The 17,134-nt window shown below is 58.8% G+C and carries 13 protein-coding genes and 1 pseudogene; 11 read left to right on the plus strand and 3 right to left on the minus strand.

What is annotated here, in order from left to right; translation table 11 throughout:
* Positions 1-30 precede the first annotated feature (30 nt).
* Complete coding sequence (locus AC1RKJ_RS17810) at positions 31-1,020, plus strand: MDR family oxidoreductase (protein WP_492792240.1); 990 nt, start codon at positions 31-33, stop codon at positions 1,018-1,020.
* A gap of 65 nt (positions 1,021-1,085) precedes the next feature.
* Here AC1RKJ_RS17810 and AC1RKJ_RS17815 read toward each other — a convergent pair.
* A pseudogene (locus AC1RKJ_RS17815) lies at positions 1,086-2,088 on the minus strand (IS30 family transposase); the annotation flags it as partial.
* Positions 2,089-2,400: 312 nt separating this feature from the next.
* Between AC1RKJ_RS17815 and AC1RKJ_RS17820 the strand changes: the two are divergent.
* From AC1RKJ_RS17820 to AC1RKJ_RS17860, 9 genes are all read left to right on the plus strand, one after another.
* A complete protein-coding gene (locus tag AC1RKJ_RS17820) occupies positions 2,401-3,432 on the plus strand; it encodes a LacI family DNA-binding transcriptional regulator (protein ID WP_492792241.1) in 1,032 nt (343 codons plus the stop codon).
* A gap of 15 nt (positions 3,433-3,447) precedes the next feature.
* Positions 3,448-4,803, plus strand: coding sequence for an FAD-dependent oxidoreductase (locus AC1RKJ_RS17825; protein ID WP_492792242.1), 1,356 nt, complete (start codon positions 3,448-3,450; stop codon positions 4,801-4,803).
* Positions 4,800-6,476 carry a dihydroxy-acid dehydratase gene (gene ilvD, locus AC1RKJ_RS17830; protein WP_492792243.1) on the plus strand — a complete coding sequence of 559 codons (1,677 nt, stop codon included), beginning with the start codon at positions 4,800-4,802 and terminating at the stop codon, positions 6,474-6,476. The genes AC1RKJ_RS17825 and ilvD overlap by 4 nt, the downstream gene beginning before the upstream one ends.
* An 87-nt stretch (positions 6,477-6,563) precedes the next feature.
* Positions 6,564-7,868 carry an ABC transporter substrate-binding protein gene (locus tag AC1RKJ_RS17835; RefSeq protein WP_492792244.1) on the plus strand — a complete coding sequence of 435 codons (1,305 nt, stop codon included), beginning with the start codon at positions 6,564-6,566 and terminating at the stop codon, positions 7,866-7,868.
* A gap of 17 nt (positions 7,869-7,885) precedes the next feature.
* A complete protein-coding gene (locus AC1RKJ_RS17840; protein ID WP_492792245.1) occupies positions 7,886-8,776 on the plus strand; it encodes a carbohydrate ABC transporter permease in 891 nt (296 codons plus the stop codon).
* Positions 8,769-9,587, plus strand: coding sequence for a carbohydrate ABC transporter permease (locus tag AC1RKJ_RS17845; protein WP_492792246.1), 819 nt, complete (start codon positions 8,769-8,771; stop codon positions 9,585-9,587). The genes AC1RKJ_RS17840 and AC1RKJ_RS17845 overlap by 8 nt, the downstream gene beginning before the upstream one ends.
* A gap of 14 nt (positions 9,588-9,601) precedes the next feature.
* Positions 9,602-11,227, plus strand: coding sequence for a GMC family oxidoreductase (locus AC1RKJ_RS17850; RefSeq protein WP_492792247.1), 1,626 nt, complete (start codon positions 9,602-9,604; stop codon positions 11,225-11,227).
* 22 nt (positions 11,228-11,249) lie between these two features.
* On the plus strand, positions 11,250-12,674 hold the full coding sequence (locus AC1RKJ_RS17855) for an NAD-dependent succinate-semialdehyde dehydrogenase (RefSeq protein ID WP_492792248.1): 1,425 nt from the start codon (positions 11,250-11,252) through the stop codon (positions 12,672-12,674).
* Between the two features lie 71 nt (positions 12,675-12,745).
* Positions 12,746-13,798, plus strand: coding sequence for an ABC transporter ATP-binding protein (locus AC1RKJ_RS17860; protein WP_492792249.1), 1,053 nt, complete (start codon positions 12,746-12,748; stop codon positions 13,796-13,798).
* A 207-nt stretch (positions 13,799-14,005) separates the two neighbouring features.
* Here the strand turns inward: AC1RKJ_RS17860 and AC1RKJ_RS17865 are convergent, their stop codons facing one another.
* Both AC1RKJ_RS17865 and AC1RKJ_RS17870 read right to left on the minus strand, forming a co-directional pair.
* Positions 14,006-14,344 (minus strand): integrase core domain-containing protein, encoded by a 339-nt coding sequence (locus AC1RKJ_RS17865; RefSeq protein WP_492792250.1) that lies wholly within the window; start codon positions 14,342-14,344, stop codon positions 14,006-14,008.
* Between the two features lie 179 nt (positions 14,345-14,523).
* Entirely contained in the window at positions 14,524-15,618 is a 1,095-nt protein-coding gene (locus AC1RKJ_RS17870) for a helix-turn-helix domain-containing protein (RefSeq protein WP_492792251.1), read from the minus strand.
* A 238-nt stretch (positions 15,619-15,856) separates the two neighbouring features.
* On the opposite strand from AC1RKJ_RS17870, the gene AC1RKJ_RS17875 reads away from it, so the two are divergent.
* Positions 15,857-17,065 (plus strand): helix-turn-helix transcriptional regulator, encoded by a 1,209-nt coding sequence (locus AC1RKJ_RS17875; RefSeq protein WP_492792252.1) that lies wholly within the window; start codon positions 15,857-15,859, stop codon positions 17,063-17,065.
* Positions 17,066-17,134 lie beyond the last annotated feature (69 nt).

Here is a 17,134-nt window from a genome sequence, read left to right on the forward strand (position 1 = left end):
ACACCTTTGAAATCGGTGATGGAGTTCACGATGTTCTCAGCTTTGGTCGTCGACAAGAATGAAGACGGCAGCATCCGGCAGACGATCACGACCCTCGACGAATCGCGTCTCCCTGAAGGCGACGTCACGGTCCGCGTCGCCTTTTCGACGCTGAACTACAAGGATGGACTGTGCCTGACGGGTGGAGGCGGACTCGTCCGAAACTATCCGCATGTTCCTGGGATCGACTTCGCGGGCACGGTCGAAAACTCGCAAGATTCGCGTTACGCGCCCGGGGATGACGTCATTCTCACGGGATGGCGCGTCGGTGAGACGCGCTGGGGTGGTTACGCACAGAAGGCTCGGGTGCCCGGCGACTGGCTTGTTTCGCTTCCGAAGGGCATGAGCGCGCGCTCCGCCATGGCGATCGGTACGGCCGGGCTGACCGCGATGCTGGCGATCAATGCCCTGGAGGAGCACGGCCTTACGCCGGACAAGGGCGAACTGCTTGTGACCGGTGCCGCCGGCGGCGTCGGCTCGGTCGCGACGGCAGTGCTGTCCCGGCTTGGCTATCAGGTCGCTGCAGTGACCGGACGGCCGGAAGCTGCGGATTATCTCAAGTCGCTCGGCGCGTCGCGTATCGTGCCGCGCGCGGATCTGACGTCACCAAGCAAACGGCCGCTCGAATCCGAAACCTGGGCCGGTGCGGTGGATGCCGTTGGTGGCGAGATGCTCGGCCGTGTCCTTGCGCAAATGAAGTATGGCGGCTCCGTTGCAGCAGTGGGCCTCGCAGGCGGCGCGCAATTGACCCATACCGTCGTTCCCTTTCTCCTTCGCGGCGTCAATCTGCTTGGTATCGACTCGGTGATGAAGCCCTACGAGCAACGGGTGAAGGCTTGGTCGCGGATCGCAGACCTTTTGCCGGCCAGCCTTCTTGAGGCGATGGTGGTGCCGGCGACCTTGCGCGATCTGCCAGCTTTGGGAGCTGACATTCTTGCCGGTCGGGTCAAGGGGCGGGTGGTCGTTGATGTTAATACATAGCTGATGCACGCCAAGCGAACACAGATCACGATGAGGCAAGCCAATGTCTGCTCATGGCGGTGAGTTCAACCGATCGCTGCAGCACATTCGGCAAACCTCTCGGCCGGCGTCTGATAAAGTAATGTTTTCCGTGGACGCTCATTGAGCTGCCTTGCAATGGCGCTGAGCTTGGCCTGGCTGTGCAAGGACAGATCGGTGCCCCGCGGAAGATATTGGCGCAGCAATCTGTTGGTGTTTTCGTTTGATCCGCGCAGCCATGGGGAGCGAGGGTCACAAAAATAGATGTCGATGTCGGTGGCCAATGCCAGTCGCTGATGGTTGGCGAGCTCCTTGCCTCTATCCCAGGTCAGGGACCTGTAAAGTTCGCTGGGCAACCGCCGCGATTGCTTGATCAACGCCGAGACGACGCTTTCGGTGTCCTTGTTCGCGACCTTGATCAGCATCACATAACGCGAATGCCGTTCAACAAGCGTTGCGATATAGCTATTCCTCGATCCGCCGATCAGATCGCCTTCCCAATGGCCAGGGACCGCACGATCATCGACGGAAGGCGGTCGTTCACTGATGGATACGGCGTTCTGATCTGGCCGAGTCCGTTCCGTTTCATGCTCGCATGCCTGGAGCGACGAACCGTACGCTTTGCTCTCAGATGCTCAAGAAGTTCCTTTTCAGGACGCCGCGCGCCTGGATGAACAGACTGCGATAGATCGTCTCGTGTGACACCTGCTTTTCGGGCTCCGCCGGGTGCGTGCGCTTCAGCCAGCCGGCAATCTGTTCCGGCGACCATTGTCTCTCCAACAAGGTCGATACTGTCCGCCTCAAGAACGGACGACAAGCCAGCTTGCAGAGCTTGGGTCGCCGCGATCGATCCCAAGCGGCCTGATCGGACCGGGTTGCCCGATAACGATCCGCCCCACCATTGCGTTGGACTTCACGGCTGATGGCTGAAGCAGATCGTCCCAAATGACGCGCGATCGACCGCAAGGAACGGCGCATGCTGAGCCAACGAGAGATCTCCTCCCGTTCAGACAGACTATGCTGAACGACTGATCGGTTCGATCTGACGGGAACGCCTTGACTACGTTGTTGTGTTCGGCGAGCGGCATCTTCGTCATGTGCTGCAGTCGTATATTAATTACTCTAATGAGACGCGCACGCACCTGTCCTTGGATAAGGATGTGCCGCTATCGCGGACCGTTGAGAGAGCAGGGCGTATTCTTTGACGTCCCACCCTCGGCGGGCTGCATCATAAATATGTCCGGATTTGATTTGCGACAGACACAAGCGAGGAGCTTCAGCGACAATATTGAGTTGCCATGAATTCGTATTCATGATTTATGAGCCAGCGGAAGCTTGAATTTCTCTGGCATGTTCTGGATTATGAATACGATTTCACAGAATTTTCCGATTACGAGCAAGGACATAGCGCGAGCGGCAAATGTGTCGCAGGCGACGGTGTCCCGCGTTCTGTCGGGAAATCCCAACGTCCAGGCAGAGAAGCGCGAGCGCGTCCTGGCGATCATGCGCCAGATGAATTATCGGCCGAACGGCATGGCGCGTGCCATGCGTACAAATCGGACTGGAAACATCGGCGTCGTTGTTTCTCGTCTCGGCAATCCGCTCTACCCGGAGATGTTGCAAATTCTCGGACAGCGGCTGACTGAAGCCGGTTTGCGGATGATGGTTTGGAATACCGACGAGACAGACGAGGGTGCAGCAGCGTCCGCGGTGCGGGAAAGTCTTGTTGACGGTGTGATTATGACGACGGCCACCGCGCTTTCCACGCCGCTTTACGAGGCGGTGATGCTCAATGCGCCGGTGGTGCTTATTCATCGCGTGGTCGATGGGTGGCCCTGTGATCAGGTGACGAGTGACAACGCGAAGGGTGCGGCAACCGTCGCTGACTATGTGGTTCAGGGTAATCGAAGGCGGATAGGATTGATCGAGGGATTGCCGCTCGCGAGTACCATTCGCGCTCGCCAGACGGCATTTCGAACAAGGCTGGACGAACTCAAGCGTCCGCTCGATCAGTCACTGTCAATACGAGTAGATTCCTTCTCTCATAAGACAGGCTTCGACGCGGCGTCCTACCTGCTGGATCTCGCGCAACCGCCAGATGTGCTGTTTTGCGTGAACGACGTGATTGCACTCGGCGCTCGCGACGCCGCGCGCGCGCGGGGTATCGATGTTCCTGGCAAGCTATGGATTATCGGATACGACGACATCGAGATGGCAGCTTGGCCTGCGTTTGATCTCACCACCGTTCGTCAGCCTCTGAAGCAGATGGCGCAGGAGGCGGTTGCGCTTTTGCGCGCCCGGATAGCTGGCACTGGCGATCCGCACACGACGATCTGCCTTCCGAACGAATTGGTAATTCGTGGATCTTCAGGCGGCTATCGGATGGAGAAGTAAATGGGAGCCGGAGTTATGCAAACCATCACGGAAGAGACCCGCCAGACGTCGGTCCGACGAACAGTTGACGTTCTTGTCATCGGAGGCGGCTCCGCTGGGCTTGCGGCTGCAGTGTCTGCCGCACGACTTGGCGCAGATGTGTTGCTGGCGGAAAAAAACGGCTACTTGGGCGGCACGCTTGCGATGGTCACGCTTGGCAGCATTTGCGGCCTTTACACCGTCACCGAGGCGGATGTCATTCCGGTGGTCAAAGGATTCGCGGGCGAGCTCATCGATCGCATGGATCGTGCCGGCGGCATCAAGGGCCCTATGCGATGGCTGGAAACCGCATCGCTGCTCTACGATCCGACCGCGATCAAGCTGGTCGCCGATGACATGGTCACTGAAGCCGGTGTGCACGTCGCGTTCCACAATCTTGCCGTCGCGGTCATCAAGGATGGTGCGCGTATCAAGGGCGTCATTTTTGAAGGTCGCGATGGCCGCTGGGCCTGCCTGGCGAACACAGTTATCGACTGCACTGGCGACGCGAACGTTGCGTCATTGGGTGGCGCTGCTTTTGAGCACGATACGGCGGTGATCCAGGCTCCCACCACGATGTTTCGCTTTGGCGGCGTGGACACGGAACGCGCGACGGCGATGACGCGCGATGATGTGCGCAATCACCTCGAGCGGGCGGTTGCATCGGGGTTGCAGTTGCCGCGCACGGCCGGTGGCATGTTCAGTTTTCGCGAAGGCGCGATGCACTTGAACATCACGCGCGTGCTGCGCGATGGGCGTTCGCCAGATCCACTGAACACTGAGGAAGTATCGGCAGCCGAAATCGATGGGCGCCGGCAGCTGAAGTTGTATCTGGAGGCTTTCCGGCGTTTCGTTCCAGGTTATGAAAATGCCTTCATTGGGGATATCGGCTCGGAGATCGGCGTGCGCGAAAGCCGCCGGGTCAAGGGTGATTACTGGCTGACCCTCGACGACGTGCTGAATGAGGCCCGCTTCGATGACTCGATTGCTTGCGGCGCATGGCCTGTTGAGGAGCACGGCGCCGGGCGGGCGACAAAGTGGGTCTTCCTGAAACCGGGTACGTTCTACGAACTTCCGTTCCGCATGCTGTTGCCAGTAGGTCTTGATGGTCTGCTGGTGGCCGGGCGCTGTGCTTCTGCTTCTCACGATGCCCATGCGTCGATGCGTATAGCCGCTGTGTGTATGGCTCTCGGTGAAGCTGCCGGTGTGGCCGCGGCGCAGGCCGGCTCCAGCGACATCCGCAAGCTCGACGTGGGTGGCCTTCGCAAGCAGCTCGAAAAGCAGGGCGCAATCGTCGGTCCGCTTCCAAATGCTTCACAGCAACAGAAATTCGAACGAGTGACACACGTATGACCAAGCGCGATTACCGCTCAAATTTTGAACCCGGCACGACGCGGTGGGCGATTCGCCGTGCGCAATGGCGCGCGCTCGGGTTGACCGACGAAGACATGCAGAAGCCCAAGATCGCGGTCATCAATTCGTCTTCAGAAATCTCGATCTGCTTCAGTCATCTCGATGAAGTTGCGAAAATCGTGAAAGACGGCATCCGCGAAGCGGGTGGATTGCCATTTGAAATCAAGACGACTGCACCCAGCGATTTTATCACTGGGGCGGGACGTGGCGGCCGTTATTTGATGCCGTCCCGCGATCTGCTGGTGAATGATATCGAGGTGGCGGTCGAGGGCGCCGTTCTGGATGGCATGGTGTGTCTGTCGAGCTGCGACAAGACCGCGCCGGCCCATCTCATGGCCGCCGCACGACTCAATATTCCCAGCATTCTTGTGATCGGCGGCTATCAGGCATGCGGCCGTCTTAACAACAAGCCGGTCGATATCGAGGACGTGTTCGAATCCGTCGGCGAACTGGCGACGGGACACATCACCACGAAGGAAATCGAGGAGATGTGCGAGATCGCCGTGCTCAGTCCCGGCGTTTGCGCCGGCATGGGCACTGCCAACACCATGCACATCATGGCTGAAGCGCTCGGCATGACGCTTCCGGGCAGTGCGCCGGTCGCCGCGTCCGGCCAGCGTATGCGTGACTTCGCGCGCGAGGCCGGCAAGCGTATCGTTTCACTGGTCAATGAAGATCTGCGGCCGCGCGATATCATGACGCCTGCATCTTTTTCGAATGCAATGGCAGTTGGATTGGCGGTCAGCGGCTCAATTAACATGCTTCGTCATTTGCAGGCGGTCGCCTCGGAGGGCGGGATCGACGCGAATGTCTACGAACTTATTCATACGCTGGGCCGGAAGGTGCCTTTGCTTTGTGCCATCAAGCCAAACGGCAGCGGGCGCATCGAGGAGCTCGAGGCGGCCGGTGGCGCGCGCGGAGTGATGAAGCAGCTTGAGCCGCTGCTCGATGTCGGCGTGATGACGGTTTCGGGTCGTACGCTCGGCGAAAATCTGCGGGATATCGCAGTTGAAGGCAACGTCATTGGTAGTCTCGAACAGCCGGTAGGTCCCGGACCGTCGGTCGTGATCTTGCAGGGGTCGCTTGCGCCGCAAGGCTCCATCATGAAACTCGGCACCGGCAAGGCGTCACGTTTCCGCGGCAAGTGCCGGGTCTTTGAATCCCAGGAAGCAGCGATGGAGGCACTCGCGCGCGGTGAGATCAAGGGCGGCGAAGTTATTGTACTTCGTGGCCTCGGCGCACGTGGCGGCCCGGGCGTTGCGTCAGCTTCGTGGTTTGTAGCGGCGGTCAACGGCGCGCGTTTGGGCGAAGAGATTGCAGTGATCACGGACGGTCAATTATCGGGGCTCAATCGCGGTTTCACGATCGGGCAGGTGATGCCGGAAGCCGCTGACGGCGGCCCGATCGCGCTCGTTCGCGATGGTGACGAGGTATCGATCGACGTCGATGCGCGTCGTATCGATCTCGAACTGTCCGACAATGAATTCGAGATCCGTCGGGCGGCGCTCGCGCCCTTCGTCAATGCCGAAAAGACCGGCTGGCTCGCACTTTATCAGGATCGCGTTCAACCTTTGACGCAGGGCGGAACACTTAAGCCTAGGAACGCGATCTGACCTGAGCCCGTCATTGCGATCATCAAGAGCAAGAAGCCGCCTCTTCAAGGCGTCTGTCTAATTCAAATAGAGAAAAGGGAGTGGATTATGAGTATGACACGTGCTGAATTCCTGAAGCTGGCGCTCGGTGCGGGAGCTGGTGCAGCTCTCGGCGCTCCTCTCAAGGCATTCGCGGCCGGTCTCACCGGAACCATCAGCTATCTCACATACGAGTCGTTGCCCACCACGAAGAAAGTCACCGGCGATCTGATAGCCGCGCTGGAAGCGGCCAACCCTGGCCTGAAGATCAATCCGCTGTTCACGTCACCTGAAGCCGTGCGCAAGCAGGTTGCATCCATGCTTCAGAGCGGAACGGCGCCGGATATCGTCAATCTCGATATTGAAGATGCGACGCTTTATTCGAAATCCAACTTGCTTGAGCCGGTGTCCGACATCGTCAACAGCATCAAGAATCTTCCGGATCGCTGGCGTGCGCGCATCGATGGTCAGGATTTCTTCGTTCCGATGGGAGTGAAGTTTACTTACAGCTGGTATCGTTCGGATCTGTTTGAAAAGGCGAATCTTCAGCCGCCGAAGACGTGGGCTGAATTCGAGGCTGCCGCGAAGAAGCTGACTGGTGACGGTCAGTACGGCTACGTCGTCAGCTCCAATGAGACCGGTGACAATCCGGTTTCCTCGCTGTTCAGCTATGCATTTTCCAACGGCGTGAACTTCGTCGACGACGAAGGAAACGTGACGTTCGATCAAGGCCAGAACAAAGTCGCCCTTGCCGAAACGCTGGCGTTTATCACGCGGATGTCGAAGTTCTCGCCAAGTGGCACCAACTTCGGCTGGGGCGAGATCATCAACTCGTTCGCCTCGGGCAAGGTCGCCATGGCCGATTATATAGGCTCGCGTCTTTATGCAGTGACGACCCAGAACAATCCGCAGCTGGCCAGCGTGACGAAGCCGATGGTTCAGCCCTATGGAAAGGCCGCGGCCAACCGTCTGTCGGCCGAGGGTTTCATGGTCTTCAAGGATTCGAAGAACAAGGAAGTCGCCAAGTCGATCATTACCTACCTGCGTGAAGGCCAGCGCTACTTCGACTATCTCTGGTCGATCCCGTTGCACGTCCTGCCGACGACCAAGGAGGACTTCCTTGGGGGCTATCAGCAGAACGACTTCGTGAAGAGCCATCAGGACATCTCGAAGGTAATCGATGCCGTTTGGGATCAGGCGCGGAATCCGGTTTATGACCTGAACGGGAAGAAGCCGAGCTGGCAGCGCGCGAGGATTTACACCAGCACGGTCTACAACAAGATGCTGGCAAGCGTCGTGCAGGGCGGTGCGGATCCGTCAAGCGCGATCGACCTGGCTGCGAAGGCTGCGCGTTCACTCATCAAGAACGCCTGATAGAACGGACGCCTGTCGTGACGGGAAATAATATTCTTCGCAGACTCGATTTCTCGGGCATAGCATTGCTGCTCGTAGCGATTCTGTTCATCGCGGTGATGATTGTTCCCGTCACGTGGGCGATCGTGCTCGGCTTTACTAAAAGCGGCCCGTTTCAGGCCGGCATGACGTTCGCCGGGCTAGACAATTATCGCGAGATTTTCGGCGATCCAGCGTTTTGGCGCGCGCTCGTGATCGGCCTGATTTACGCGACGATATCCACGATTCTTGAAGTGGTGCTGGGCGTCGGGATCGCGATCCTCGTATTTCGTCACGGCAGCCCGTTCGTCACCAGCTTCGTCTTGATGCCTTACATGATTCCGACCGTCACCACGGCGCTGGTCTGGCGCTGGATGACGGACAGTCTCAACGGCATCTTTAACCAGTTGATGGTGCAGTCCGGATTGATCAGTTCAGCGGTCGAGTTCACCAGTTCCGGTGTGCTTGCGATGTCGCTGGTGACGGCCGCGAGCGTCTGGCAGTTCACGCCGTTCGTAGTGCTCGTCGTACTGGCCAATCTTGGCACTATCTCGCCAAGCGTCTACGAGGCGGCGCGCGTCGACGGAGTGAACTGGTGGCAGGAGCTGATTTACATCACGATACCCATGCTGCGCGCGCCGATCCTCCTCGTCATTCTGTTGCGGGGGATATGGATGTTCAACCGGTTTGACATTATCTGGCTGCTCACATCTGGAGGGCCGATAGGCGGCACCACGACACTGCCCCTCTATGCTTACGTCCAGGCGTTCGGCAACAACGACTACGGCATCGGTGGTGCTGCTTCGACCGTGATCTTCATGATCCTGCTGGTTTTCGGCGTCATCTACATTCGCACCTTCCATCCGGAGCGGGAGGTGGCCCGTGGCTGAACGTAGATCGATTTTACCGAAGGTTCTGATCGGGATCTATCTGATTCCGACTTTGTTCCCCTTCTACTGGATGCTCAAGTCCGCGCTGGAGACGCCAGCCGATGTGTACAAGCCGCGCCTCTGGCTCGGCAGCTTCACGATGGAGAACTTCAGCACGCTGCTGAGTACGACTAACTTTCTCGTGACAGCCTCGAACAGTTTGCAGGCCGCGCTGGTCAGCAGCACGATCGTTGTGGTTTGCAGCGGCCTTGGCGGCTACGCGCTGGCAAGAACGGATATTCCGCGCAAAGCTCTGATCGCGCAGATCGTGCTGTTCTCGTACATGTTTCCTGAAGTTCTGTTGGGAATCCCGTTCTTCGCGCTGTTTCAGAAGCTGGGAATGCTCAACTCGATCTGGGGATTGGCGATCGCGCACGTCACGTTGAGCCTGCCGTTCGGACTCTGGTTGATGTGGCAGTTTTACCAGGCGCTGCCCAAGTCGTATGAAGAGGCCGCTGAAATGGACGGTGCAAGCAAGTTCCAGACGTTTCTGCTCGTCATGGTCCCGCTTTCGATCCCGGCACTGACCGCGGTGTTCATCTTTGCATTCGCTGCATCGTGGAATGACTTCGTGCTCGGTCTGATGCTGATACGCGACGACCAAAAATTCACATTGCCCATCGCGATGAGTCTGTTCGTGCAACAGATGGAATTGAACTGGGCTGTTATCCAGGCTGCGAACTTCCTTCTCGCGTTGCCCGGTCTGTTGCTGGTGCTGTTCGGCCGCAAGTATCTCGTGCGCGGCTTCCAGACCAGTGGCCTTGCAAACTGAGAGTCTGCAAAATCATGCAAAAGACTGCTTACGATTATATTGTCATCGGCGCAGGATCGGCTGGCTCCGTGATGGCGGACCGCCTGTCGGCGAGTGGCGAACACTCGGTGCTTCTGCTCGAGGCGGGAGGGCCAGACCGCAACATCTGGATTCACATTCCTCTTGGCTATGGGCGCACGTTCTTCAATCGGACCGTCAACTGGATGTTCGAGACCGAGCCGCAGGCCGGACTTGACGGGCGTCGCATCGCGCAGCCTCGCGGAAAGGGACTCGGCGGATCGAGTTCGATCAACGGCTTGCTTTATGTGCGCGGTCAGCGGGAAGATTACGACGGGTGGCGCGATCTCGGAAACAAGGGTTGGGGCTACAATGATGTGCTCCCGATGTTCAAGCGCAGCGAAGATCAGCAACGTGGGAGCGGACCATGGCACGGGACCGGCGGTCCGTTGCCGGTCACGGATCTTCCCGAGAAGCACCCGATCGCTGAAGCCTTCATTGCCGCCGGCGTACAAGTCGGGATTCCTCAAAATCAGGACTTCAATGGAGAGCGGCAGGAAGGGATAGGCCTATTTCAGGCGACGGCGAAGCGCGGTCTGCGCTACAGCGCGGCCAAGGCGTTTCTGCGTCGCGCGCTGAAGCGACCCAACCTTGATCTCGTCACCCATGCCCAGGTCACGCGCATCTTGTTCGATGGTGTGCGCGCCAGCGGAGTTGCGTTCGTGCACAAGGGCAACGCCGTTCAGGTTTCGGCTCGCCGCGAAATCATTCTTTCCGCGGGAGCGATCCAGTCGCCGCACATTCTGCAATTGTCGGGAGTCGGCCCTGAAGGGCTACTGCGTCAATATGGCATTCCGGTTGTGAAGGCGCTTCCCGGGGTTGGAGAGAATTTGCAGGATCACGTTCAGGCGCGGTTCGTTCTGGAAACAAAAAAGAAGATCACCCTCAACGACGATATGGCAAATCCGCTTCGCCAGATCTGGATGGGTATCAACTACATTCTCCGACGCCGTGGTCCACTTGGCTGGTGGGCGGGAATTGCCGGCGCGTTCATCAAGACACGTCCGGAACTCGACCGGCCCGACGTTCAATTCCATCTCTATCCATTCAGTACTGATCGGAAGGATCGGCCGATTCTTCACCCGTTCTCTGCGTTTACATTGACGGTATGCCAGTTGCGCCCCTATTCGCGTGGGTTTGTTCGGCTCAAGAGTGCCGATCCCCTCGTGCCGCCCGCTATTTCACCGAATTACCTGAGTGATCCTCGAGACGCGAAGGTCTTGGCGGCCGGAATGAATGCCGCCCGCAAGGTCGTGTCTGCGCAGCCGCTGGCCGCGATGATCAAGTCGGAGAAGGAACCGGGCACAGTAGCCCGGACTGATGAGGAGTTGCTGGCGTTCCTGCGTGCGAAGGCGATGTCCGTATATCACCCGATTGGCACGTGTCGCATGGGGCAAGACGAGAACGCGGTCGTCGATGACGAATTGAGGGTTCACGGCCTCGTCGGCCTGCGCGTGATCGATGCGTCGATCATGCCGACATTGATCTCGGGCAACACCAATGCGCCGTCAATCATGATCGGTGAAATGGGCGCGGACCTCGTGCTTCGCGCCGCGTCCCTGCTTAATTCAAAAACGGCCTGAAGGCGAAGGCGGAAAGCGTATCATGTATCCGAAACTTGGACTTTATATTGACGGCGAGTGGCTTCGTGCAGGCGGCCGGGCTTCGGAACCCGTCATCAATCCTGCAACGGAGCAACCCATCGCTGAGCTATGGCATGCATCGGACGACGATCTGGCGCGTGCGCTCGCTGCCGCGAAGCGATCGTTCCCTTCATGGCGGAAAGTCTCGCCTTACGAACGCGCGCGGATCTTGCGCAAGGCCGCCGACCTTCTCCGCAGCCGACGCGACGACATCGCTCTTACGCTAACTCTGGAGCAGGGAAAGATTCTTGCTGAATCGCGTGGCGAGGTCGATGCCGCGATCGATATCATCGAGTGGGCCGCCGACGAGGGCAGGCGTACTTACGGCCGGGTTGTCGCCGGGCGGACATCCGACATTCGGCAGCTGATCGTGCCGGAGCCGGTCGGGCCAGCCGCTGCCTTTACGCCCTGGAATTTCCCGGCAACCACTCCGGCGCGAAAGATTGCGACCGCACTTGCAGCGGGATGTCCGATTATCATCAAAGCCGCGGAAGAAACGCCCGGAACATGTGTCGAGATCGTGCGGGCATTCGAGGATGCGGGTGTACCATCGGGCGTACTCAACCTCGTGTTCGGTAAGCCGGCCCATGTGTCGGAAACGCTCATCGCCAGCCCGGTGATCCGCAAGATCTCGTTTACCGGCTCCGTGCCGGTCGGCAAGCATCTCACGCGTCTCGCTGCCGATGGCATGAAGCGGGTGACAATGGAACTCGGCGGGCATTCCCCTGCGCTTGTTTTCGGCGACGCTGATCCGGTACAGGCAGCGAAAGTTCTGGTCGGCGGCAAGTATCGTAATGCGGGTCAGGTCTGTATCGCGCCGAGCCGATTCTACGTTCAGAAGAATATCGAAGACGCCTTTGTTTCAGCTTTTGTCGCAGAGACGAAGAAGCTGAAGCTCGGAGACGGAACCGAGCCGTCGAGTACGATGGGGCCAATGGCCAATCCGCGGCGGCTTGACGCTATGGAGAGCTTTATCAACGATCCGTCGCGCGGCGGCGAACTCTTGCTTGGCGGTTCGCGGATTGGAAATCGCGGCTATTTCTTTGAGCCGACCGTGGTTCACAATCTATCTGAAAATTCGAGATTGATGCGTGAAGAACCTTTCGGCCCAGTCGCGCCAATTTGTGCCTTCAGTGACTTCGATGACGCGATGTCGAAAGCCAATGCGCTGCCCTACGGACTGGCAGCGTATGTGTTTACATCCTCGACAAAGACCGCGCTCGCGGCATCCAACGAGATTGAATCGGGGATGGTTGCCGTGAACAGCCTCTCGATGACGCTGACTGAAACGCCAATGGGGGGCGTGAAGGACAGCGGGCAAGGCTATGAGGGCGGCATTGAGGGGATTGAGGGCTATCTCAATCGAAAGTTCGTCAGCCTGATGTGACGAGCAGTTTCTTTCTGTTTCCATCGGACCAATTCTAACACCGCGGCGGCGCGGCATCTGGAGACTTGTTTATGGCATCTGTCGCAATCGAAGCCGTGCGGAAGGCGTACGGCTCTCTGGAAGTCATCCATGGAGCGTCCATCGACATCAACGAAGGTGAATTCGTTGTTCTCGTCGGCCCGTCGGGATGCGGAAAGTCGACACTGTTGCGGATGGTGGCCGGCCTGGAAGGAATTACGGGCGGCCAAATCCGGATTGGCGATCGGGTGATCAACGACGTTCCGCCCAAGGACCGCGACATCGCGATGGTGTTCCAGAATTACGCTCTGTATCCGCATATGTCGGTGCGCGCCAATATGGCGTTTTCGCTGAAGCTTCGAAACACATCGCCTGACGAAATTGAGCAGAGGGTGAAGCGCGCCGCAAACATTCTAGGCTTGGAGCCTTATCTCGCTCGTTACCCGCGCGAATTGTCGGGCGGACAGCGGCAGCGCGTGGCGATGGGACGAGCGATCGTTCGGGATCCAAAGGTATTCCTTTTTGACGAACCGCTCTCAAATCTTGATGCCAAGCTCCGTGTCGCAATGCGGACCGAGTTGAAGGAGCTTCATCAGCGGCTCAAAACGACGATCATCTACGTCACCCACGATCAGATTGAAGCGATGACCATGGCGGACAAGATCGTTGTGATGCAGGGGGGAGTGGTCGAACAGTACGGCCCGCCGCTTGAGGTGTACGACCGGCCTGCGAATATGTTTGTTGCGGGCTTTATCGGCTCGCCCGCGATGAACCAGATCAAGGGTCGCATCAACGGGAAGCAGTTTGTCGCTGACAATGGTCCCGCGCTGGATATTGGCGGGGAGTATTCTGCCTGGAACGGCCGCCGGGTTGTGTATGGAATACGACCGGAAGACATCACGCTGGCCAATGAAGGAATCCGGGCAAAGGTGGCTGTCGTCGAGCCAACGGGATCCGAGACTCAAGTGATTGTGCGCGTGGATCGGGTGGATATATCGGTCGTATGCCGGGAGCGTGTTTCGGCGAGACCAGGAGATATTCTTTACCTCCAACCTTTGCTCGACAAAGTGCACCTGTTCGACGAGGCAACTGGAACTCGATTGTAGGTTGCCTGCCTAGCGTCGCAATCTGTCTCAGTTCTACGAGGGATTGGCGTCGTGTCTGTCTATCCGTCTGTGCCCGACTGCTGGGGCTGAGATCCCACTGGCGTGAGAATCGCTCGTCAGCACATCTTCATCAGCACGGACAATGGTGGTGTATCGCTGCGTCCCACGGCGCTGACCGACGATCCGACCGTTGTGTGTACCGAAAACCTAAACCCGGACGTAGTGATGTTGAAGTCCGCCAAGGATGGCGTGTGATTTGATGTTCCGGTCCGCTGAATTTGGAGAGATCGACGTATCTTTGTTCAACGATCGATGCGTTCTGACGCTGTTGTAATAATCAGCATAGGATTTCAGAATCCGGCGCAGATGCGCCTCGCCCAAGACAATGATGTGGTCCACACACTCACGCCGGATCGATCCGATCAGCCGTTCGGCGAAGCCGTTCTGCCAGGGTGAGGCTGGTTCAGTGGGCGTGTCCCGGATCCCCATCGCGCGCAATCGGCGTGTGACGATGGTGCCAAAGATGCGATCCCGGTCGCGGATCATGTAGCGCGGGACTTCATTCCACGGGAATGCTTCGGTGATCTGGCGCGCAACTCACTCCGCGGTCGGATGTGCTGTGACGCTGATCCAGACCAGTTCTCTGCGATCCAGCCGCACTATGATGAAAGCGTAAAGCAGGTCGAAACCGATAGTCGGGAGGGCACTGGATTGTTTCGAACCGGTCAATCCCCGGTGCCGCCAAAACAAGGAATCCCGTCGAAGCCGTCGGCCCTGAGCCGCGCTTCGTGCCAGTCGCGGTCCTGCTGGCGGACGAGCCCGCGGTACTGCCGCGGCGGCAAGCCGAAGCGGGCGCGGAACGCCCGGCTGAACTGGCTCGTGCCGGCAAAGCCGCAGCGCTTGGCGACGTCCGTCAGCGCGTGCTCGTCCTTGTTATCGGCGAGCAGAAGCCGCAAGGCCTGCTCGAGCCGGCGCTGCAACAACACGGCGCGAATGCCGCCTTCCGCCGCCAGGAGCCTGTAGAGCGACGCCCGCGAGAGGTGGACCGCATCGGCGATCTCGTCGGGAGAGAGCTGCGCGTTCGCAAGATGTGTGTCGATGAAATCGAGCGCGGCCTTTCTCCTCGACTTCACGTGATCCGCTTCATCGCTTGCCAGCCTTGCGCGCGCGTAAGCCGTCGTCAGCGCTATAATGCCCTCGATCGCCGCATCGGCTTCGCTCACCGTCAGATCCCCGGCCTGGGCATAAAGCTCCTGCATCGCCGCGCCGATCAGACGCGCCGCGCCGCTCCCGCGCCGAAAGACCAGGCCGTGCGGCTCCACGGCCAGCAGCGCCGCAGGCGCACTCTCTCGCGCGACAATGACCATCAGACTCGCGTAATCGGTCGTCACACTGTGAAATGGCCGCGCATAATCGACGATCTGCACATCGCCCGCCTCGACGCGGCCGCGCCGTCCCGCCCAATCATTCTCACACGAGCCTTCGAGCTCGAGATAGATCAGCAACTGGTCGGGGCTGCGCGTGACCAGAGCGGGCCCCCGCGTCATGATGAAAGCCGTGCCCTGGGAGCGCATCAGGATCGCGCGGGGCGTATGGTAGCTGCGGGTGGAGACGGTGAAACGTGCTTCCTCGGACGAGTCCGGTAGCGACACCGCGTAAATATGTGCGACTGCGTCGCGAAACACCGGCCAGAACTGCGGACCAAATGCGCCTTGCGGATTGTCATCCAACCCTTGCAGTTTGGGCGACGATCTCTCCTCCGTCACCGGCGGCTGCGCAACGGCATCCGGTGGCAAATCATTGGCGCTGATCCTGGCCATAGCCCTGTCCTACCCCGCAGAACGCGTCCATCATGGCCTGCTACGCATGGCGTATCCCGAGTGATTTGACGCTGGAGATCATTTTTTTGACCCAGCGTGCCAATCTTTTCCGGCAGCGTCAATTACACTTGTATCTCGGAAAAAATGTCCGTTTACATCTGCGGTGCCGCGTTTGCTGGGCCGAACCAATGCTTTATGGCCGGCAAGATATGCCCCTTTGGATTGGAAAGGGCTGAACGTGAACGGGTTGAATGAATTCCCAGCCCAGACGCTGGCCGACACGATCGGCGCGATCTATGACTGCGCGCTCGATCCGAATCGGTGGCCGGACGCTTGCCGAAAAGTCGCAAATCTGTGTGAAAGTACGGCGGGTGGAATTTGCGTTCACGATTTGCGGCACACGCAAAACGACCAGTTATTTGTGTTTGGATACAGGCAGCAACTTCTGGAAAAGCTTGGAAAAAACTACGCAGAAAGCCCGATGGCGGCATCAGATGTTGTTGCAAATGTCGGCGACGTCAAAGCTCTCTCCATCGAGAATACCGACTTGCATGAAAGCCGGTTCTTTCGCGACGTGCTGAAGCCGTTCGGACTGCAGGACATCATTTGGTTTCCGGCGTTGCGGACCGGTGGACGCATGGCCTCCATGCACGCTTCCCGGGACGAGAAGGCACCGCAGTACCGTGATCGCGAGATCAACCTGTTCAAGTTTTTGTCCCCGCATGTCTGCCGCGTTCTGGCCATCTCCGATGTGCTCGATATCAAGGCGATCCATTCGGAGTTGCTTGAAAGGACGCTCGATGGGCTCGTCTCGGGCGTTTACCTCACAGCACGCGATGGCCGCGTCGTCTACATGAACGCGGCTGCCGAGCGGCAGGTCAAAACCGGCAAGTCCATTCGAATCGTGAACAACCGGATTTCTCCCACGGATCCCGCGACGCGGGCTGTGTTGTCGAAAGCCATTGACGATGCGGCGCGTGACGACATCGACAAGAATTTGCGCGAACATTCCCTGGCGATCCCTGATGTCGATGGCGGTCCCGGTTATGTCGCAACGCTCCTTCCGGTGTCGCACGGCAAGCGCCACGACATTGTCGCCCCGTTCGCGGCATCGGTCGCCCTATTCACGAAGAACCCGATCGAGGCGCCTCTGATGCCGGGTGAGGCCTTTGCCAGGCTTTACGGACTGACAGGGGGGGAACTGCGCGTATTGCTGGCTCTTGCCCAAGGGATGAGTGCAAAGGAGTCGGCGAACATGCTCGGCATCAGCGAAGCGACGGCTCGGACCCATCTGCAGCGCATTTTTTCAAAGACGGACACAACCAGGCAAGCGGACGTGCTGCGCTTGTTGCAAAATGCGACCGCCCCGATCCAGCATGCAGTTCAACAGCTCTCCCGCCCGTTGGAAGCACAGAGTTTGTCCCGGGTTGACCTGCGCGATCGATAGGTGCCGGACGCAAGTTCTCGCCGGGTACACCCCATGTGCGAACCGCCGGCAAGGTGGGATCACGGCGGC

It is taken from the genome of Afipia sp. GW822-FHT04G07, assembly GCF_058800765.1.

Coding starts and splice junctions, on each gene's coding strand:
- AC1RKJ_RS17810 (WP_492792240.1), top strand. CDS start 31: ATGTTCTCAGCTTTGGTCGTCGACAAGAATGAAGACGGCAGCATCCGG.
- AC1RKJ_RS17820 (WP_492792241.1), top strand. CDS start 2,401: ATGAATACGATTTCACAGAATTTTCCGATTACGAGCAAGGACATAGCG.
- AC1RKJ_RS17825 (WP_492792242.1), top strand. CDS start 3,448: ATGCAAACCATCACGGAAGAGACCCGCCAGACGTCGGTCCGACGAACA.
- ilvD (WP_492792243.1), top strand. CDS start 4,800: ATGACCAAGCGCGATTACCGCTCAAATTTTGAACCCGGCACGACGCGG.
- AC1RKJ_RS17835 (WP_492792244.1), top strand. CDS start 6,564: ATGAGTATGACACGTGCTGAATTCCTGAAGCTGGCGCTCGGTGCGGGA.
- AC1RKJ_RS17850 (WP_492792247.1), top strand. CDS start 9,602: ATGCAAAAGACTGCTTACGATTATATTGTCATCGGCGCAGGATCGGCT.
- AC1RKJ_RS17855 (WP_492792248.1), top strand. CDS start 11,250: ATGTATCCGAAACTTGGACTTTATATTGACGGCGAGTGGCTTCGTGCA.
- AC1RKJ_RS17860 (WP_492792249.1), top strand. CDS start 12,746: ATGGCATCTGTCGCAATCGAAGCCGTGCGGAAGGCGTACGGCTCTCTG.
- AC1RKJ_RS17865 (WP_492792250.1), bottom strand. CDS start 14,344: ATGATCCGCGACCGGGATCGCATCTTTGGCACCATCGTCACACGCCGA.
- AC1RKJ_RS17870 (WP_492792251.1), bottom strand. CDS start 15,618: ATGGCCAGGATCAGCGCCAATGATTTGCCACCGGATGCCGTTGCGCAG.